Origin of the sequence: Amphritea balenae (assembly GCF_003858655.1) — a bacterium.
Classification (GTDB): domain Bacteria; phylum Pseudomonadota; class Gammaproteobacteria; order Pseudomonadales; family Balneatricaceae; genus Amphritea; species Amphritea balenae.
This window is the reverse complement of sequence record NZ_RQXV01000002.1, coordinates 386,540-405,484: the sequence shown is the minus strand read 5'-3', so window position 1 is coordinate 405,484 and position 18,945 is coordinate 386,540. Positions and strand designations below refer to the sequence as shown.

The following is an 18,945-nucleotide window of genomic DNA, read 5'->3' as shown; positions in this document are numbered from 1 at the left end:
ATTATCCGAAAGTCTATTAACGCTTAGCTTTCGGGAATGCAGGCAGTGTGCACTGAGCCATACGCTGAGCCAGACGAATCACCTGACAGCTGTAACCGAACTCATTATCGTACCAAACATAAAGTACACAACGGTTATCTTCAGCAATAGTTGCCAACGCATCAACAACACCAGCAGCACGAGAACCAACAAAGTCAGAAGACACAGCTTCAGGTGAGTTGCTGTAATCGATCTGCTTCTGCAATGGAGAATGCAGCGCCTGATCACGCAGGTATGCATTCAGGGTTTCTTTATCTGCAGGGCTGTCCAGATTCAGATTCAGAATAGCCATTGAAACGTTTGGCGTAGGAACACGGATCGCATTACCGGTCAGCTTACCTTCTAACTGAGGCAGAGCTTTAGATACCGCTTTAGCAGCACCGGTCTCGGTAATAACCATGTTAAGGCCCGCTGCACGACCGCGGCGATCACCTTTATGGTAGTTATCGATCAGGTTCTGGTCATTGGTGTAAGCATGAACAGTCTCAACGTGACCGTTAGTCACACCATACTTAACATCCAACGCCTTTAGAACCGGCGCGATTGCGTTAGTAGTACAAGATGCAGCAGACAGAATATTGTCGTCATCAGAAATATCAGCATGGTTAACACCCATAACGATATTCTTAATGCCCTTACCTGGTGCTGTCAGCGCAACCTTAGATGCACCCTTAGACTTAAGGTGCAGCGACAGGCCAGCTTCATCACGCCAGATACCGGTGTTATCCAGTATCAGTGCATTGTTGATACCGTACGAGGTGTAATCAACCTGATCCGGACCATCGGAGTAGATAACCTTGATCAGGTTACCATTAGCGATGATCGCCTGATTCTCTTCGTCAACCTGGATGGTACCTTTGAAAGAACCATGCACAGAATCACGACGCAGCAGACTGGCACGCTTTTCCAGATCTTTAGCTGCCTTACCTTTACGCACAACAATGGCACGCAAACGCAGAGACTGACCACCACCGGTACGCTCAATTAGCAGACGCGCTAACAGACGACCAATACGACCAAAGCCATACAGAACCACATCTGTATGCTGAGCAGCATCACCGCCTATTGCAGGAGCCAGCTCTTCAGCAAGAAAATCTTCCAGTGATGCGCCATTGGCCTCATCACGGAATTTAACCGCCAGCTTACCAACATCCACGTGTGCATTTTTAACATCAATGTTATCCAGTGCTTTCAGTACAGGATGAGTATCAGCAACTGACAACTCCTGCTCTTCAACCTGGCGCACAAATCGGTGTGCTTTTAGCACATCCACTACGGAACGTTTTACAATCAGACGTCCGAAAACGGATGTCTCAACGTTCTTGTCACGATACAGACGTCCAACCAGTGGAATCATCTCTTCAGCTAATGCTTCGCGACCTTTCCAGTCAGCTAACACTTTATCTTGGCTCACGGCTCACTCCATAAAGGTAGTAATCAAAAATGCAATCAAAAATATCAGTCAAATTTTTGCTGGTCCACATTATCCTCTTTTCCGCAGCTGCGGGCAAATCAGAATCACTACACTTTAGGGGTATTTTGCAAAAATATTACAGTATTTTTGTTGTGTACTTTTGTATCGCGCTCCGTAACATAGGCACCCAGATCTGTTTTTCTATCAAGTAATCACTGTGGAGTTTTCGGTAAGTGTTTGAAACTGAATATCAATTGCCCGAGAAAGAGGGCGACATTCGCCGACTTGGAAACCTACAAGGCAGCGCCAGAGGCCTACTGACAGCAGAAATCGCAGCGCAACACCCCGGGCTAATGCTTTGCATTACCAATGACTCGGACAGCGCCATTCGGCTGAAATCAGAGATTAATTTTTTTAGCAAAGAAACTGACTGCTACCTGTTTTCAGATTGGGAAACCCTGGCCTATGATAATTTTTCGCCACACCAGGACATTGTTTCCGAACGCCTCAACACCCTTTTCAAACTCCCCCAGCTGCAACAAGGCATATTAATAGTACCGGCCAGTACCTTGATGCACAGGGTCGCCCCCACCAGTTTTTTGGATGGCAACTCACTCATTATGGATCAGGGACAAACACTCAACCTTGAAACCATGCGCCGCAAGCTTACCGATGCCGGCTACCATCTGACCGAGACCGTTTATGAACACGGTGAATTTGCCATTCGCGGCTCGATCATTGATATATTCCCTATGGGCAGCACCCGCCCTTATCGTATTGAACTGTTTGACGATGAAGTTGAGACACTGCGGACATTTGATCCTGAAAACCAACGTTCACTAGAACAGGTCAGCAAAATCAGACTACTGCCCGCCAAAGAGTTTCCGTTTGATGAACAAGCGATCAGCAGCTTTAAACAGCGCTGGCGTGAGACCTTTGATGTGGACTATAAACGCTGCTCAGTTTATCAGGACATCAGCAGCGGCATCAGCCCGCCCGGCATCGAATATTATCAACCACTTTTTTTTGATCATAACGCAACCTTATTTGATTACCTGCCAGACAACGCACTCATCCTGACAGACACCAACCTGGAAGAGCACAGCAAACAGTTCTGGCACGACGTACAAGAACGCTATGAAGAGCGCCGCCATGACATTGAGCGCCCTATTCTTTCGCCCGAAAAGCTGTTTATCCCAGCCAACGAACTGTTCAAAATCCTTAAGCCCGCACACCGGATACAGTTACAGGAAGGTAAAACCCAAACCAAAGCAGGCCGTTACAACCTGCCGTTTCAGGCACCACCTGAGCTCACCATCAACGCTCAGGATGCACGACCACTGGCCGCCATTGAGAGCTTCTTAAACCAGACCAAAGACAGTATTCTGTTTTGCGCAGAATCCGCAGGCCGTAGAGAAGCACTACTCGAGCTATTGGCACGAATCGATATTAAACCGCACCAGGTTAACGATCTGGAACAGTTTTTTAACGACGGCTATCCGATCAACATCTGTATCTATCCGCTTGAAAAAGGTCTCAGCGCGCCGGGCAAATTCCACCTGATCACCGAATCTCAACTGTTCGGCCATCAGGTTTTTCAACGCCGTCGCCGCTCTAAAGAGCAGGAGCAATCAGACCAGGTTATAAAAAACCTGACCGAACTGAACATTAGCGCACCGGTAGTGCACATAGATCACGGCGTTGGTCGTTATCAGGGCTTAGTGACACTGCAACTCGATTCACAAACATCAGAATTCCTGATGCTGGAATACGCCAATGAAGCCAAGCTCTACGTCCCGGTCGCTTCGCTACATCTGATCAGCCGCTACAGCGGCGCCGGCGACGAACTGGCACCACTACATCGACTCGGCACTGAACAGTGGAGTAAAGCACGCAAAAAAGCCGCAGAGAAAGTCCGCGACACCGCAGTGGAGCTACTGGACATCTACGCCCGCCGCGCAGCCCGCAAAGGCCATCAGTTTGACGCGCCCGATGAACATTACGCCAGCTTTAGCGCCGCCTTCCCGTTTGAAGAAACCATCGATCAGGCTAACGCCATTCAAGCCGTCGTCAAAGACATGAGCTCTAAACAACCGATGGACCGACTGGTCTGCGGTGACGTAGGCTTTGGTAAAACCGAAGTCGCCATGCGAGCGGCCTTTATGGCGGCACAGAGCGGCAAGCAGGTTGCCATTCTGGTACCCACCACGCTGCTTGCTCAACAACACTTTGAGAACTTCCGTGACCGTTTTGCCGACTGGCCGGTCAATGTTGAGCTGATCTCCCGATTCCGTTCCGGCAAACAAACCAATAGCGTAATCGAGTCACTTCAACAGGGTAAAACCGATATCGTAATCGGCACCCACAAACTGATTCAGGGCAATATCAAGTTCAACGATCTGGGCCTGCTGATTATCGACGAAGAACACCGCTTCGGCGTGCAACAGAAAGAGCGCCTGAAATCACTTCGCTCCGAAGTTGATATCCTTACTCTGACAGCCACACCCATTCCACGAACACTTAATATGGCGATGTCCGGCATTCGCGATCTGTCGATAATAGCCACTCCACCGGCCCGCCGCCTGTCCGTTAAAACCTTTGTTCGCCAATCAGATAACGCACTGAAGAAAGAAGCCGTACTGCGAGAACTATTGCGCGGAGGCCAGGTTTACTACCTGCACAATGAAGTTAAGACCATTGAGCAAACAGCCAGAGAGATCAGCGAACTTATTCCCGAAGCCCGGGTCGCCATTGGCCACGGCCAGATGCGCGAGCGTGAGCTTGAGCAGGTAATGAGTGATTTTTACCATAAGCGCTATAACGTACTGGTCTGCACCACCATCATCGAAACCGGCATCGATATCCCTAATGCCAACACCATTATCATCGACCGGGCAGACAAGTTCGGCCTGGCGCAACTACACCAACTGCGAGGCCGTGTCGGCCGCTCCCATCACCAGGCTTACGCTTATTTAATGACTCCCCACCACAAAGCCATGACCGGGGATGCGGTAAAACGTCTTGATGCTATCGCCAGTGCTGATGATCTTGGTGCAGGCTTCACTCTGGCTACCCACGATATGGAGATCCGTGGCGCAGGCGAATTGTTAGGCGAAGATCAGAGCGGCCAGATTCAGAATATCGGATTCTCGCTTTACATGGAGATGCTGGAACAAGCGGTTGAATCAATCCGGGAAGGTAAAACACCTAACCTGGAAGCACCACTAAAACATGGCGCTGAGATTAACCTACGCTTACCTGCGTTGATTCCCGATGATTATCTGCCCGATGTCCATAACCGGCTGATCATGTACAAACGTATCGCCAGTGCCAACAGCAATATCGAACTAAAAGAACTACAGGTTGAGATGATTGACCGGTTTGGTATCCTGCCAGAACAAACTAAAAACCTGTTTCGACAAACCCTGCTGAAACTCCAGGCTGATAAGCTTGGTATCAGCAAAATCGACGCCGGCGATAGTAGCGGACGGATCGATTTCGAAGAAGATACCTGCGTCGATCCGTTTAAACTGGTACAACTAATCCAGCAACAACCACAAAAATATCAATTTGGTGGCGCCAGTCAGCTGAAGTTCACACTGAACATGGATAAAATAGAGCAACGTTTCAAAGCCGTGGAGCAGCTGCTCCAGCAATTGACCGAGAAATAACAATGACCAAGCTTTACTCAGGGATAGTCGTCGCCTTAGCCTCTTTACTGCTTTTCAATAGCAGCGCACAGGCTGAAACCAGAAATTATCAGGTAGAAGTACTGATCTTCAGCAATCTTACGTCTGATACGCTTGATGACGAAATCTGGCCGACCATTGACGCTGTTCCCGCACTACGTAGCCGCAAGCTGACTTATTATCAGCAGGGACAACCCATAAACTATTTTACCCGCCTGCCTAAATCCTCACTTCAGATGGGCGGCAAGCAGGCCAGCTTACGCCGCAGCCCGGACTACCGGGTGCTGTTTCATGAAGCCTGGGTACAGCCGATAGGTGAGATAAAGGATCAAAACCGGGTACGCATCACCGGCGGTGACATTCTGGATAACGGTCTTTATGAACTGGATGGTTACATATCAATTGATAAAGCCCGCTACCTTCATTTCCGTACCAACCTTTTTCATAGCCGCCAACTCAGCGCCACTGAAACACGACTTCTACTACAAGCAACGACCAAGCCAGACAGCCAGAACCTGACTGAAGGCGACAACCTCACCGCTGCCAGCAGTGATAACGAAGCGATGACAGACGATGAAAGCGCCAACGGTAATCGCTACCTGACGCAGACCGCCATCCCCGATTTCCTGACCACTAATCTAACCAGCGGTCGCCGTATGCGCAGCAATGAATTGCACTACCTGGATCATCCACTGTTTGGCGTACTGGTACAGATGACGCCAACGGAATAGCTTATCCAACAAGCCCTAGCAGATAATTTCAGCAAAAAAAACGGAGCATAAGCTCCGTTTTTTTATAGTGACTCAACAACTAAACTTACTTAGCGTTAGCCTTTTTAACCGCACGGGTTAGCATCATATCCAGCTCTTCCGGCCATACAACCAGACCATTCTCCTCACTGCCGTCACCTGGCAGAGGGAACACCACAACTGCAAAACCGTCTTCTTCCAGTCCTGGGGTCCAGCGGAAATTCCACTGTTTTAGTGTAATAGACATCGGCTTACAATCAGACCACTCTCCGGTAGCCCACTGTTCAGCAAACGCCAGATCAGGCCAGACCGGCACACAGTCTTCATCATCCGTATTGAGCATCACACTGCCCTGTTCATCGGTGAGAATCCACAGCTCTCCAGTCTCAACCGCACGACTAACCAGATAATCAAAACGCTGCTCAGCGTCAGAACCCGCCAGTACATCTATCTCATTCTGCTCTAATGCCACCAAGCTTCTCCTAAGCGTTATCGCTTTGCAGTAAAAAAGAAGCGCATTAGGCGCTTCTTCAAATAAAATAACAAGCCCCGCACCAGGTTTTAATTGGTTAAGGGCGTATCAACACCAGCCTTCGAAACCATCCCTTCCAGTTCAGCGCCCTGAAAATTAATCGTCTGCGTAGGGAAAGCAAAATCAGCACCATGCTCATGCACTATACGGATAATCTGCCCCATCACATCCTGCTTAATTTCATGATAGCGCACCCAGTCTGTCGTTTTGGTAAAGGTATAGATAAAGAAATCTAACGACGAGGGCCCGAAGCTATTCAAATTTACGATTAGCGTCTGCCCGGTATCGATCTCAGGATGGCTGCGCAACATCTCCCGCACCGCATCCACAACAGGCGCAACCCGGGCCGCATCATCATAGCGCAAACCTACCGTTTCATAGATTCGTCGATTAGTCATACGCGATGGATTCTCTACCGATATACTGGCAAAGGTCGCATTAGGCACATAGAGCGGGCGCTTGCTAAAGGTTCGGATACAGGTCTGGCGCCAACCGATCTCCTCCACCGTACCCTCAATTTCCTGATCAGGGGATCGTATCCAGTCACCCACCTTAAAGGGACGATCCAGATAGATCATCAGACCACCAAAGAAGTTTGCCAACAAATCCTTGGCAGCAAAACCTACCGCCAAACCACCTATACCACCGAATGCAAGCACACCTGAAATACTGTAACCAAAACTCTGCAACACAACCAAAGCTGCAGTAATAATAATTGATAAGCGCAGCAGCTTACCGATCGCGCCGACCGTGGTCTGATCCATCGGCTTCTTGATTTTTTCGGGACAGACCAGCGCCTTTTCACCCTGACGAATAAAGCGCGTAAGGAACCAGGCGATCATCACAATAACCAGCACTTTTCGTAGCGGCTCAACTATATTCAGCAATACCGTTCCGGTCTGCAGATCCACCAGCTCTAACGCCCAACTGACACCAAACACCCAGATAAGCATTGCCACCGGCTTACGGGCTGCATGCAACAAGATATCGTCCCAGACATTACGAGTCTTAGCCAACTGGGTTTCAAGTCGCCTGAACAAACGATTAGACAGAAAATTAACCAGCATCGTCACAAAAATAATAATGAATACCTGAATAATCCAGGCATCATCCATTCCATCCAGCCCTATCGCTGAAAAAAACGCTGAAAGCTGCTCCTGCATATCAAACTCCTTTAATTGACCGGCTCGTTAATCAACCTCTGCGCCACCTCAACGGCTGACTTCCAGCGCTCAGATTTTTTAAGTGAATCAGGACTAAACAACGCTGTCGCCCGCATCCGTTCAATACGCTCAGAGCCTGAATGCTCAACAGATTCAAGATAACTCAACACCTGCAGCGCAGCCGGACGGTTATTACACACCAACAACATATCACACCCCGCCTCAAGCGCCTGCTGAGCACGCTCGACAAAGCCACCAGCAACACTAGCCCCCTCCATGGTCAGATCATCACTGAACACCACACCATCAAAACCAAGCTCAGCCCTTAGCTTTTGCTCAATCCAGAATGGTGAAAAACCCGCAGGACGACTATCTATTTGCTGATAGATAACATGCGCGGGCATAACCGCATCCAGCCCTTGCTCCATTAATGCCGCAAAAGGTAACAGATCCTGCGCCTCGACATCCGCCAAGCTGCGCTCATCAACCGGAATCTCATGATGCGAATCAGCCACCACCCAGCCATGTCCAGGAAAATGCTTGCCGGTCGAAGCCATACCCGCACCACGCATCCCTTCAATAAACGCTCCCGCCAGGGTCGTCACAACCCCAGCATCAGCAGAAAAGGCGCGATCACCGATCACTTCACTGACTCCAAAATTAAGATCCAGCACCGGCGCAAAGCTGATATCTACACCATAGGCAACCAGCTCAGCCGCCATCAGCCAACCCAACTCAACGGCTAACGCCTCCGCTTCCGACGCATCCTCAGCGAAGGCCCGCCCCAATACCGCCATTGGTGGCAAACGGGTAAACCCCTCCCTGAAACGCTGCACCCGACCACCTTCCTGATCTACGGCGATCAGGATATCAGGCGCACAAGTCCGAATTTCCGTTACCAGATCAGACAATTGCTGCGGTGATTGATAATTACGACTAAACAGAATTAGACCACCAACCTGCGGATTCTTAAGCAGCGTACGATCTTCTGCAGTCAGACTCAGGCCAGCGACGTCCAGCATTAATGCTCCAGACATCAGATAAATTACTCTTCTATATGAATTGGGGTGCCTACACTGACGCGCTCAAACAGATCAGCAATGTCAGTATTTCGCATTCGAATACAACCATGTGACAACGGCTTACCCATAGGTTCAGTATCCGGCGTACCATGAATGTAAATATATCGTTGCATAGTATCAACATCACCCAGCCGGTTGAAGCCGGTTTCACAACCAGACAACCATAATATACGGGTAAGTATCCAATCCCGATCGGGAAACTGTTGACTTAGTGCGGCATTATAAATTTCACCGGTAGGCCGGCGACCCACAAAAACCGCATTGAGAGGCTGATCAGCGCCAATTTTGGCCCTGATCAGATGCCAACCCCGCGGGGTCTGGCCACTATTTTTTTTCTCGCCTACCCCATTCAAGGCAGTCGAGACAGAGTAACTGACTAAGCGATCCTCCCCTTGCCATAATTCAAGGGACTGACGGGCAAGGGATACACGTAACAACATACAAATAATTCAGATACGGGTGAATGGAGTGTGATCCGCACGCGCCTGCAAGCCTGCGACTAGTACCGGAATCATACGATGCAGGGTCCGCTCGATCTCAGCTGCGCGTTCATACTCACGCATCTCGATCGCCACCAGCGTCTGGAAGTTTGATAGCGTAAACACAATCGAGCCTAACAGAAAGTGGAGCCTCCAGAAGAACTCTTCATCTGCCATCACGGCCGAGTCCTGCTTAAGAAGCGCAATAAAAGGCGAGAACTGAGCGCTATACCGGGACACCATAGCATCCCGAAGTTCTTGCTGATTTTTCATATAAATCAACTCGAGCAAACGCATAAACACAGGCAATGCAAACTGTCGGGACTTACCCATTTGCAATAGAGAACGCATCAGGATCTCAAGTAATTCCTCTGCACTGATCGTCCCTTCAGGACCCGCTTGCTGACGTTCCTCCACAGCCCCCTGAACACTGACAGCCAGTGGATTCAGATACTTCTCTGCAACAGCGTTAATCAGCCCTTTTTTTGAGCCAAAGTGATAATTTACCGCAGCCAGATTAACTTTGGCTGCACCGGTTATCTCCCTCATTGTCGTTTCAGCAAAGCCCTGCTCAGCAAACAAAGCCTCAGCGGCGACCATGATTTTTTTAGCGGTAGCTGATTGTCGCATCGACACTCCTGATTGTCGGATTCATGCCTGATTTCAAAACACAGTAATGCGTTTGAAACACGTGTAATCAAATTATAAATGACAATTCAAGAAAAACCGGTTTTTTGTCTACCATTTTGGTTACTTAGCTAATAATCGATAATTCAGAATCCGACCTGCCCACTTAGTAAAAAGTGAGTCTGTCGTTTTAATCGACATCTCAGAAATCTTCTCCTGCAGGGTTTTCTTATATTCATAGCGTACTGAATACACATCGGCTTCTTCACAGGCTTTCATCAGATATTCATCACTGGTAGAGATCTCGTCGATAAGATTGACATCCAACGCACGGCGACCAAACCAAACTTCGCCCGTTGCTACCTTTTCCAGATCCACCTGTGGCCGGAACTCACCAACAAACTCTTTGAACAGAGTATGAGTATCTTCTAACTCTTCAATAAACTTCTGCCGACCCTTTTCGGTATTTTCACCCATGACAGTCATGGTCCGCTTATACTCTCCGGCCGTCAGTATTTCATAATCGATATCATGCTTTTTAAGCAGTTTATGGAAATTCGGTAGCTGGGCAACCACACCGATAGATCCCAGGATAGAGAACGGTGCCGCCACTATTTTATCCGCCAGACAGGCCATCATATAACCACCGCTAGCCGCTACCTTATCGACACATACCGTTAAAGGTACTCCCTGACGCTTCACCCGCTCCAGCTGAGACGATGCAAGGCCATAGCTATGCACCATACCTCCCGGACTTTCCAAACGGACAACCACTTCATCTTTTTCAGTTGCCATGGTTAGAACAGCAGTAATCTCTTCCCGCAAAGGCTCTAGTTCAGAAGCTTTAATATCGCCATCAAAGTCCAGCACAAACACCCGCTTCTGCTCCTCTTCGGGCGCTTCAATACCTTTTTTCAGCGCTTTCTTACGCGCCTTTGCCTCCGCCTTCTCTTTCTTTTCTTCTGCTTTTAACTGTTGTTTATAAAGTTCTTTATCCAATATGGCTTCTTTTAGGGCGTCTTCCATATCTTCAAGTGTTTCATTCATACTATGGACAGACAAAAAACCTTCATGACTATCTTTTTTATTACGGGACGCGACGGTACCTACCACTGCAATAACCAACACTATCGCACCGACTACCGTTAACGCTTTTGCCAGAAACAAACCATAATTCGCCAAAAAATCGACCACTGCACACTCCTGATGCCAAGCTACGAAAGCTTTAAAAGAAAAAATCTAGATATTGATTTATTGCCGGGTAATGTACCATACACATCACCGCAATATCACTGTATGAAAATCATAAAGAGCTCTATACATAATGTCTGAAGCAATCACTGTAAAACGAGTCATTGAAAAACTAGCCAGTCGCTTTTTGCCGGAAAACGCTGCCAATATTACATCCACATATCAGTTCTTACTCGATGACGCTGAAGACTTTCATTTTACCATTGCGAATCAAAGCCTTGAAGTCACTACAGGTGAGCACCCGGACCCCGATATCACCCTGATTCTGAACAGTGAAACATTTATCAGGGTAGTTACCGGGGAACAGGATGGCATGAGCGCCTTTTTAAAAGGCCAGTTGAGAGCTGAAGGCAATGTAATGCTGGCGACTAAACTCAGTAAATTCTTCAGTAAAGACAAACAACGTTAAACCCTACCCCTGACGCTTTAAGTTAAGCTCTATTTGAAGCACGATTTAACGCTCACCTTCAGAATGACCACTACGGTTTTCGATAAAGCTATCTATCAACGCTCTTGAAATTGATAGCTTTGGTGGGATTGGCGCGGTTTCAAGTTCGGTATAGTGAAACCATCGCGCTTCAATAATTTCACCCGGCTGAGGTACAATTTCTCCGCCGTCATATTCAGCAAAATACCCTAACATCAGAGAATGAGGAAAAGGCCAGGGCTGACTACCGAAGTAATTAATATTCTTTACATCAACACCCACCTCCTCTTTCACTTCACGCACTAACGCCTGTTCTGCAGACTCACCCGCCTCGATAAAGCCCGCCAGCGTACTGAACATAGGCCCATTAAAGCGTATACCTTGTGCCAACAGACAGTAATCGCCATCAGTCACCAGCGTGATAATACAGGGCGATATTCTGGGGTACTGCAGCAAACCACATTTAACACACTCTTTCGCCAGATCCTGATTATGCTGTTCGAGGCCGCTACCGCAACGGGGACAGTATTGGTGGTTCTGATGCCAGGTAGTAACCTGAGCCGCTCGGGATAACAAAGCAAAACCAGAATCATCAGTCCCCATTAATAACTGGCGTAATCCCACAGGAGGAATATCTATATCAGATAACAGGTCTGGCATCACTATCAGCTTCTGGCTCTGATCTGGCGATAGCTCTAATTCATATACTGCCAGAGACATAGAATGATCATGATAAGGCTCTGAAAAAAGCCAATGACCCGCCTCATCAGACCAGATTCGACTATCGCTGGCATAGATATACTCGACATTCATATTACTTCTTACACCCTTAACGATCGGTTTTATGAATCACATTACTTGATTTGAGCCACTATAAAGTAGAAAAGATACTCTTAACTGGTATATAAGCCCAGCCACGGGGTTTTGATTTTCTAGCAGTCCTGATAGGCTACGGCGCCATAATAACAACCTTTTAGCTTATATAAGCCCCGCATGGCACAGGACTAGTATCGATGACCACATCGCAGGCTCTTATCAAGAATTTCCTCGGCAACTCACCAGTATGGTACAAACAGGCAATTGTATTATTTCTGATTCTCAACCCTATTCTTTTATACACCGCAGGTCCTGTTATAACTGGCTGGATTCTGATTTTTGAATTTATCTTTACTCTGGCACTGGCTCTTAAATGCTACCCCCTACAACCTGGCGGTTTACTTGCGATTGAGGCCATCGTTATCGGCTTAGCCAGTCCAGAAACCGTATATCACGAAGTCCAGGCTAACCTGGAAGTAATACTGCTACTGATGTTTATGGTAGCCGGTATCTACTTCATGCAGAGCATGCTGCTTTGGACCTTCACTAAGCTACTGCTTAATGTTCGCTCAAAAATGCTGCTATCACTGCTATTCTCCATGTTTGCCGCAGTATTATCAGCATTTCTAGATGCCCTGACTGTTACAGCCGTTCTGATCAGTGTTGGTGTCGGCTTCTATGCGGTATACCACAAAGTCGCCTCGGGCAAACATTTTCACCATGATGACCATGACCATGGTGATGACGAAGAAGTACACGAAGATAAGCATGCAGTACTGGCTCAATTCCGTGCTTTCCTGCGTAGCCTTTTGATGCACGGTGCTGTAGGTACCGCACTGGGTGGCGTATGTACACTGGTAGGCGAACCGCAGAACCTGCTGATCGCACAAAAAGCCGGCTGGGACTTCGTCCAGTTCTTCGTTCTGATGGCACCCGTCACTATGCCGGTACTGGCAGCAGGATTGGTTACCTGCGTACTACTGGAAAAGCTTAAGTGGTTCGATTATGGCGCAGAAATCCCAAACTCTGTTCGCACCGTACTTGAAGATTACTCGGCCGCTCAGGATAAGAAGCAGACTAAGCGCGACAAAATGGTACTGATGGTTCAGGTACTTGTAGCGTTGTTCCTGGTTGTCGCTCTGGCACTCCACCTGGCCGCCGTAGGCCTGATCGGTCTGACTATTATCATCCTGCTAACCGCCTTTAACGGCATCGTTGAAGAACATCAGATCGGTAAAGCATTTGAAGAGGCTCTGCCCTTCACCGCACTGCTGGTTGTATTCTTTGCAATCGTCTCTGTGATCCATGAGCAACACTTGTTCCAGCCGATCATCGCGGCGGTACTTGAAATGGATGAAGCGGCACAACCCGGCATCTTCTTTATCGCAAACGGCTTTCTTTCAGCCATCAGCGATAACGTGTTCGTAGCAACGGTATACATCAATGAGGTTGCTGCAGCCCTTGACGCTGGCACTATCAGCCGCGAACAGTTCGACCTGCTGGCAATTGCCATCAATACCGGTACTAACATCCCAAGTGTTGCGACTCCAAACGGTCAGGCTGCATTCCTGTTCCTGCTGACTTCTGCACTGGCACCGCTAATTCGTCTGTCTTACGGCAAAATGGTTTGGATGGCTCTGCCTTACACCATCGTCATGAGTCTTGTTGGCTACATCGGCGTAACAAACTTCCTGTAACGCATCACTGTATTACAGACACAAAAAAGCAGGCTTAACGCCTGCTTTTTTTATGTCTGATTTATCTCTTTACCACGACATCTGCTTTCATCCACACAAACTTACCGACAGGTTTAGCTATTCCGCCTCAGCGGCTTCAGCACCTAGTTGACTCCATATACTGCCCGCCTTCTTATCCAGTTTGGCAATATAGGCTTTATGAGCTTCCATATCCGCGGCACTCGCTTCGATGACTTTAAGATCGAATGCAGAAGTATCCAAACGCCTGATCTGGTCAACGCCGTCATCATTACCTTCGCCCTCTCCAGCCAGTAATAACGTTTTCTGACCACCGGTAAGCAGCAGATACACATCAGCAAGAATTTCAGAGTCAAGCAACGCCCCGTGAAGCTCCCGGTGCGAGTTATCAATACCGTAACGACGACATAAGGCATCAAGGTTATTTTTCTGACCCGGATGTTTCTTTCGCGCCATCGCCAGGGTATCGGTGATCTGACAAAAATCATCCACCCGCTCACGATAACCATTGAGCATCAACTCATGATTCATAAACCCAACGTCAAAGGGGGCATTATGAATAACCAGATCAGCCCCCCTTATAAATTCCAGAAACTCATCCTGCACTTCAGCAAAGAAAGGCTTATCTGCCAGGAATTCATTGGTTATCCCGTGCACCGAGATCGCCTCGTCCTCAACTATTCGGTCCGGATTAATATATTGATGATAGGTACGTCCGGTCAGTTTTCGGCCGATCATCTCAACGCAGCCGATCTCGATAATCCGATGCCCCTCTTTAGGGTCGATACCCGTCGTCTCGGTATCAAGTACAATCTGTCTCATAATCTATTAATTCACTTATGCGTTTGCCAGGGCCTTATCAACCCCTTTGTTTGCCAGCTCATCAGCCAGCTCATTTCCCGGATGACCGCTATGGCCTTTAACCCACTTCCACTCGACCTGATGGCGTGCAGTCTGCTCATCGAGCAACTTCCACAGATCATCGTTTTTGACCGGTTTCTTAGCCGAGGTTTTCCAGCCATTACGCTTCCAGCCAGCCAGCCACTCAGTAATACCTTTGCGTACATACTGCGAATCAGTCGTTAGAATAATTTCACAGGACTCCTTGAGCGCAGCCAGTGCTTCAATAGCCGCCATCAATTCCATCCGGTTATTGGTGGTATTCATCTCTCCACCAAACAGCTCCTTGGCGTGCTCGCCATATTGCAGCACTGCACCCCAGCCGCCCGGACCAGGATTCCCTTTACAGGCACCATCGGTATAAATATTAACTCTTTTTTTCACTCACTCTTCCTCGGGCACCACGGGTGGTGGGTTCAACTAATGGGATATTTATAAGCTTTCGTCTTTTCCAGGCCGGTGTTGTGGGCGTCATCCCACCCACATCTTTACGAGCTATCTGTAACATAAAGGCTCCGGTGTTAGGCGAACAACGTCGGATAGCCGACTCCAACAGACGACTATTCTGACGCCACAACGGCTTTTCAAAAGGTAATGAGTAAAAACCGGACAACACCTTAACTTCTGTCAGCTCTAACAAAGCCAGCCAGTCATGCATACGGTGGGAACTGATAAAGTGACCTTTCCAGGGCACTCCGTCTTTATTAAACCTGAACTGACGATACAATCCCCACCAACTCATCGGATTAAAACCAACATTTAACAGGTAGCCTCCCGGACGCAATACCCGTGACGCTTCCCGCAAGACCTGATGCGGGCTCTCAGCAAAATCAAGCGCATGATGCAACAACACAACATCAATACTGTTATGGGCAAATGGTAACTCTTCATTACGGCCAATAACAGCTGTATCAGGCAAACCCAACTCACTGACTGGATTAACCAGAACCTGATGCCTGACAGGACTTTCACGTGCCAGATCCAATCGGTTATCTATACTTATCTGCAACAGATGATAGCCAAACATAGTCGGCAATAAACGATCCAGAAGGTCGCGCTCTGCAGCCAGCAACTGCTGACCTAATTCAGTGTCAAACCACTCTCTTAATTCTGGCAGGAAACTTGCCAGTGGGGGCTGTTGTCTGAATACCATATCGAATCATTGCCTGTTTAACTAAGCGTTGTTAACCTCAACTGCCTAATAGGTTAATCTTCCCGTTAATGTTTGTGTACTACTATCTCAGCTTATCCGAGGCCCCTGATGTTTAAAGTAACCCCGATTCCTGCTTTTAATGATAACTATATCTGGGCCCTAAGCGTACCCGGAAAACAACAAATTGTAGTAATTGATCCCGGTTCTGAGGATGAAGTAAATCAATACCTCACACAGAATCAGCTTGATTTAACTGCAATACTGATCACCCACCACCATAATGACCACACTGGTGGTGTAGAGCAGCTAAAGAAACAGCACAACTGCTCTGTCTATGGCCCGGCCAACTCCCCCTTTAAAGCGATAGAAAACAGATTACAAGACGGCGATCAGATTGAGTTGCTGGGCCAGCAGCTTGAAGTACGCGAAGTCCCGGGACATACCCTGGATCACATAAGCTATTACCTGTCTGGCCAGCAGCCTCAGGTATTTTGTGGTGACACCCTGTTTTTAGCAGGCTGTGGGCGCTTATTCGAGGGTACCGCAGAACAGATGCACCAGGCGATGGAATACTTTAACCACCTGCCAGACAGCACCGAAATATATTGTACCCACGAATATTCACTGGCAAACCTACAATTCGCTGCTGCAGTAGAACCTGACAACCTGGCCATATCAGATGCACAGGACAGATGCACAGGACTACGTGAACGTAACCTGCCGACATTACCTACCAGCATTGCCACTGAAAAACAGATCAACCCCTTCCTGCGATATTCATCAGCCAGCGTTAAAGCTGCCGCTGAAGACTTCACAGGCAAACCTCTGGGTAATGAATCAGATATATTTGCCGCCATTCGTGAATGGAAAAATCAGTTTTAATCTGTCGCCAATACGATATTAACCAACCTGAGACGGACACCAGCCAATAACAGTTGACCCCTCTTAACCGGCCCCATAGAATGCTGCCTTTGTTCTTTTTCTACGGGGCCTATCAGGCATGCAGTTGGTCAGAAAACTTGTTGTACTTACCACTACCAGTCTGGTGCTCGCTGGTTGTCAGACAAACCCAAACATCTCCGAGACAGGCGTCACTGACAGCGGTAGTTTAAGCCTTGTTCAGGAAGTAAAAGTTACCGACAGCGCAGACAAAACCTTCTCTGTCCCGAGCAAAACTGATACCGCCAAAGACCTTTGGCAGTTAACCCGTACCAACATGGCACTGGACCTGGATCAGGACCAGAAACGCCTTGAAACCCAGTTTAAATGGTATCTGAAACACCCTCAGTATATGCAGCGTGTAACTACGCGAGCTGGACGCTACTACCATTATATTCTTGGTGAAGTTCTGAAACGGGATATGCCTGCAGAAATTGCGCTGCTGCCTATTATTGAAAGTGCATATGATCCCTTTGCCTACTCACATGGCAGAGCAGCCGGCCCATGGCAGTTCATTCCCGGCACAGCAAAGCATTTTGGCCTCAAATCCAGCTGGTGGTATGACGGACGACGCGACATTGTCGCATCAACGGATGCAGCGCTAACCTATCTTCAACAGCTTCATAAACGCTTTGGTGACTGGGAACTGGCTTTAGCTGCATACAACTGTGGCGGTGGCAACGTTTCTAAAGCGATACGTAAAAACAAGAAAAAAGGACTTCCGACCGACTTCTGGTCTCTTCCCTTGCCTAAAGAAACCCGGGCTTATGTGCCTAAACTACTGGCGGTATCTAAGTTAATTCGCGATGCTGAACAGCACAACATAGCATTGGCTAAAATTGACAATCAGCCAGTATTTGAAATCGTTACACTGGACAGTCAGATCGACCTGGCACAGGCCGCTGAACTGGCAGATATATCAACCCAGGAGCTATATCAGCTTAATCCCGGATTTAACCGTTGGGCCACTGATCCTGAGGGCCCTCATCGCCTGTTAATCCCAGTAGAAACAGTCGATAGCTTTAACCAAAAACTGGCCCAGCTACCAGCAGAGCAACGGGTTAACTGGACCCGTTACAAAATTCGTAGCGGTGACAGTATCAGCACCATTGCACGACGTCACAATACCACAACAGCGGTTATTCGCAGCGCCAACAAGCTGAGTAATACTAATATTCGTGCCGGTAAGTACCTGCTAATTCCGACCGCAAAAAATCAATCCAGTGATTATGTACTAAGTAAAACCCAGCGTTTTAACCGTAAGCAGAATCAACTGGCACAAAGCAATAGAGACAAGATCAGCTATCAGGTTCAGCCTGGTGATAGCTTCTGGAAAATCGCCCGACAACACAAAGTCAGTGTTCGGCAGCTGGCTTCATGGAACCAGATGGCACCCGGCGACGCCCTGCGTAGCGGTCAGTCGCTGGTAATATGGAAAGCTAACAGTAGCGCTAACCTGAGCCCAACCGAGAAACAGATGATCCGCCGCATCGGCTACTCCGTTCGCAGCGGTGACTCCCTGTCGGTCATAGCGGGTAAATTCAGGGTATCGGTTAAAGATATCCAACGCTGGAACAAGCTCACCGGCAAGCAATACCTGCAACCGGGCCAAAAATTAACCCTTTACGTTGATGTAACTAATACTCATTAAAAAGCACAGATTAAAGAAATCTCACCAGGAAGCTTATCCATGGATGCACTGAGCATTGCCATTATCATCTTCGCAACCGTTACGGCGCTGCTATTTAAGTTCGTGCTCTATCGTAAAATCTGTAACTGGATGGATCAGGATTTGATAAAAGGTCTGGCAGAAGGCAATCCCGATAAGCTGACCTACCTACAACAGCAACTTAAGCAACTGCAGACAAACAAAGTAAAACGCAAGTTTCAACACCAGCAATTAACTGATCTTGCAGCTAAATTTGAACAAAACCGTTAATCCGTACTCATATAACTGGCGATAACAGAGA

Annotated in this window: 18 protein-coding genes; 7 read left to right on the top strand and 11 right to left on the bottom strand. The window is 48.1% G+C overall.

Going from position 1 to position 18,945, the window contains the following annotated elements:
* Positions 1-16: 16 nt before the first annotated feature.
* Entirely contained in the window at positions 17-1,453 is a 1,437-nt protein-coding gene (locus EHS89_RS06100) for a glyceraldehyde-3-phosphate dehydrogenase (RefSeq protein WP_124925234.1), read from the bottom strand.
* A 233-nt stretch (positions 1,454-1,686) separates the two neighbouring features.
* Between EHS89_RS06100 and mfd the strand changes: the two genes are divergently transcribed.
* Together mfd and EHS89_RS06090 are read left to right on the top strand one after the other, a co-directional pair.
* Positions 1,687-5,124, top strand: coding sequence for a transcription-repair coupling factor (gene mfd / locus EHS89_RS06095; RefSeq protein WP_124925233.1), 3,438 nt, complete (start codon positions 1,687-1,689; stop codon positions 5,122-5,124).
* A gap of 2 nt (positions 5,125-5,126) precedes the next feature.
* On the top strand, positions 5,127-5,873 hold the full coding sequence (locus tag EHS89_RS06090) for a CsiV family protein (protein WP_124925232.1): 747 nt from the start codon (positions 5,127-5,129) through the stop codon (positions 5,871-5,873).
* A gap of 85 nt (positions 5,874-5,958) precedes the next feature.
* On the opposite strand, the gene EHS89_RS06085 is transcribed toward EHS89_RS06090, so the two are convergent.
* The 6 genes from EHS89_RS06085 to sohB all read right to left on the bottom strand — a co-directional run bounded on the left by EHS89_RS06085 (position 5,959) and on the right by sohB (position 10,968).
* Positions 5,959-6,363 carry a DUF2750 domain-containing protein gene (locus tag EHS89_RS06085; protein WP_124925231.1) on the bottom strand — a complete coding sequence of 135 codons (405 nt, stop codon included), beginning with the start codon at positions 6,361-6,363 and terminating at the stop codon, positions 5,959-5,961.
* A gap of 89 nt (positions 6,364-6,452) precedes the next feature.
* Complete coding sequence (locus EHS89_RS06080) at positions 6,453-7,586, bottom strand: mechanosensitive ion channel family protein (protein ID WP_124925230.1); 1,134 nt, start codon at positions 7,584-7,586, stop codon at positions 6,453-6,455.
* An 11-nt stretch (positions 7,587-7,597) separates the two neighbouring features.
* The gene (gene nagZ / locus EHS89_RS06075; RefSeq protein WP_229753635.1) at positions 7,598-8,623 is read right to left on the bottom strand and encodes a beta-N-acetylhexosaminidase; all 1,026 of its coding nucleotides are present in this window, start codon (positions 8,621-8,623) and stop codon (positions 7,598-7,600) included.
* Positions 8,624-8,631: 8 nt separating this feature from the next.
* Positions 8,632-9,108 carry a L,D-transpeptidase gene (locus tag EHS89_RS06070; protein WP_124925229.1) on the bottom strand — a complete coding sequence of 159 codons (477 nt, stop codon included), beginning with the start codon at positions 9,106-9,108 and terminating at the stop codon, positions 8,632-8,634.
* Between the two features lie 9 nt (positions 9,109-9,117).
* Positions 9,118-9,777 (bottom strand): TetR/AcrR family transcriptional regulator, encoded by a 660-nt coding sequence (locus EHS89_RS06065; RefSeq protein WP_124925228.1) that lies wholly within the window; start codon positions 9,775-9,777, stop codon positions 9,118-9,120.
* A 120-nt stretch (positions 9,778-9,897) separates the two neighbouring features.
* A complete protein-coding gene (gene sohB / locus EHS89_RS06060) occupies positions 9,898-10,968 on the bottom strand; it encodes a protease SohB (RefSeq protein ID WP_124925227.1) in 1,071 nt (356 codons plus the stop codon).
* Positions 10,969-11,098: 130 nt separating this feature from the next.
* Here sohB and EHS89_RS06055 point away from each other — a divergent pair, with 130 nt between their 5' ends.
* Positions 11,099-11,434 carry an SCP2 sterol-binding domain-containing protein gene (locus tag EHS89_RS06055; RefSeq protein WP_124925226.1) on the top strand — a complete coding sequence of 112 codons (336 nt, stop codon included), beginning with the start codon at positions 11,099-11,101 and terminating at the stop codon, positions 11,432-11,434.
* 45 nt (positions 11,435-11,479) lie between these two features.
* Here EHS89_RS06055 and nudC read toward each other — a convergent pair whose 3' ends face one another.
* Positions 11,480-12,265, bottom strand: coding sequence for an NAD(+) diphosphatase (nudC, locus tag EHS89_RS06050; protein ID WP_124925225.1), 786 nt, complete (start codon positions 12,263-12,265; stop codon positions 11,480-11,482).
* A 200-nt stretch (positions 12,266-12,465) separates the two neighbouring features.
* On the opposite strand from nudC, the gene nhaB reads away from it, so the two are divergent.
* On the top strand, positions 12,466-13,965 hold the full coding sequence (gene nhaB / locus EHS89_RS06045) for a sodium/proton antiporter NhaB (RefSeq protein WP_124925224.1): 1,500 nt from the start codon (positions 12,466-12,468) through the stop codon (positions 13,963-13,965).
* 117 nt (positions 13,966-14,082) lie between these two features.
* Here nhaB and dnaQ read toward each other — a convergent pair whose 3' ends face one another.
* From dnaQ to EHS89_RS06030, 3 genes are read right to left on the bottom strand one after another with little or no spacing between them, the layout of a single operon-like run.
* A complete protein-coding gene (gene dnaQ / locus EHS89_RS06040) occupies positions 14,083-14,805 on the bottom strand; it encodes a DNA polymerase III subunit epsilon (protein ID WP_124925223.1) in 723 nt (240 codons plus the stop codon).
* A gap of 15 nt (positions 14,806-14,820) precedes the next feature.
* Entirely contained in the window at positions 14,821-15,267 is a 447-nt protein-coding gene (gene rnhA / locus EHS89_RS06035) for a ribonuclease HI (protein ID WP_124925222.1), read from the bottom strand.
* Positions 15,251-16,036: a class I SAM-dependent methyltransferase gene (locus EHS89_RS06030; RefSeq protein ID WP_124925221.1), complete on the bottom strand. Its 786-nt coding sequence runs from the start codon at positions 16,034-16,036 to the stop codon at positions 15,251-15,253. The genes rnhA and EHS89_RS06030 overlap by 17 nt, the downstream gene beginning before the upstream one ends.
* A gap of 108 nt (positions 16,037-16,144) precedes the next feature.
* Between EHS89_RS06030 and gloB the strand changes: the two genes are divergently transcribed.
* From gloB to EHS89_RS06015, 3 genes are all read left to right on the top strand, one after another.
* Positions 16,145-16,918, top strand: coding sequence for a hydroxyacylglutathione hydrolase (gene gloB, locus EHS89_RS06025; protein ID WP_124925220.1), 774 nt, complete (start codon positions 16,145-16,147; stop codon positions 16,916-16,918).
* A 118-nt stretch (positions 16,919-17,036) separates the two neighbouring features.
* Positions 17,037-18,626 (top strand): lytic transglycosylase, encoded by a 1,590-nt coding sequence (locus EHS89_RS06020; protein WP_124925219.1) that lies wholly within the window; start codon positions 17,037-17,039, stop codon positions 18,624-18,626.
* Positions 18,627-18,665: 39 nt separating this feature from the next.
* On the top strand, positions 18,666-18,914 hold the full coding sequence (locus EHS89_RS06015) for a hypothetical protein (RefSeq protein ID WP_124925218.1): 249 nt from the start codon (positions 18,666-18,668) through the stop codon (positions 18,912-18,914).
* Positions 18,915-18,945 lie beyond the last annotated feature (31 nt).

What these genes read in the sequence shown, in the direction of transcription:
- EHS89_RS06090 (WP_124925232.1), top strand. Translation starts at nt 5,127, where the DNA reads ATGACCAAGCTTTACTCAGGGATAGTCGTCGCCTTAGCCTCTTTACTG.
- EHS89_RS06080 (WP_124925230.1), bottom strand. Translation starts at nt 7,586, where the DNA reads ATGCAGGAGCAGCTTTCAGCGTTTTTTTCAGCGATAGGGCTGGATGGA.
- nagZ (WP_229753635.1), bottom strand. Translation starts at nt 8,623, where the DNA reads ATGTCTGGAGCATTAATGCTGGACGTCGCTGGCCTGAGTCTGACTGCA.
- EHS89_RS06070 (WP_124925229.1), bottom strand. Translation starts at nt 9,108, where the DNA reads ATGTTGTTACGTGTATCCCTTGCCCGTCAGTCCCTTGAATTATGGCAA.
- EHS89_RS06065 (WP_124925228.1), bottom strand. Translation starts at nt 9,777, where the DNA reads ATGCGACAATCAGCTACCGCTAAAAAAATCATGGTCGCCGCTGAGGCT.
- EHS89_RS06055 (WP_124925226.1), top strand. Translation starts at nt 11,099, where the DNA reads ATGTCTGAAGCAATCACTGTAAAACGAGTCATTGAAAAACTAGCCAGT.
- nudC (WP_124925225.1), bottom strand. Translation starts at nt 12,265, where the DNA reads ATGAATGTCGAGTATATCTATGCCAGCGATAGTCGAATCTGGTCTGAT.
- nhaB (WP_124925224.1), top strand. Translation starts at nt 12,466, where the DNA reads ATGACCACATCGCAGGCTCTTATCAAGAATTTCCTCGGCAACTCACCA.
- dnaQ (WP_124925223.1), bottom strand. Translation starts at nt 14,805, where the DNA reads ATGAGACAGATTGTACTTGATACCGAGACGACGGGTATCGACCCTAAA.
- EHS89_RS06030 (WP_124925221.1), bottom strand. Translation starts at nt 16,036, where the DNA reads ATGGTATTCAGACAACAGCCCCCACTGGCAAGTTTCCTGCCAGAATTA.
- gloB (WP_124925220.1), top strand. Translation starts at nt 16,145, where the DNA reads ATGTTTAAAGTAACCCCGATTCCTGCTTTTAATGATAACTATATCTGG.
- EHS89_RS06020 (WP_124925219.1), top strand. Translation starts at nt 17,037, where the DNA reads ATGCAGTTGGTCAGAAAACTTGTTGTACTTACCACTACCAGTCTGGTG.
- EHS89_RS06015 (WP_124925218.1), top strand. Translation starts at nt 18,666, where the DNA reads ATGGATGCACTGAGCATTGCCATTATCATCTTCGCAACCGTTACGGCG.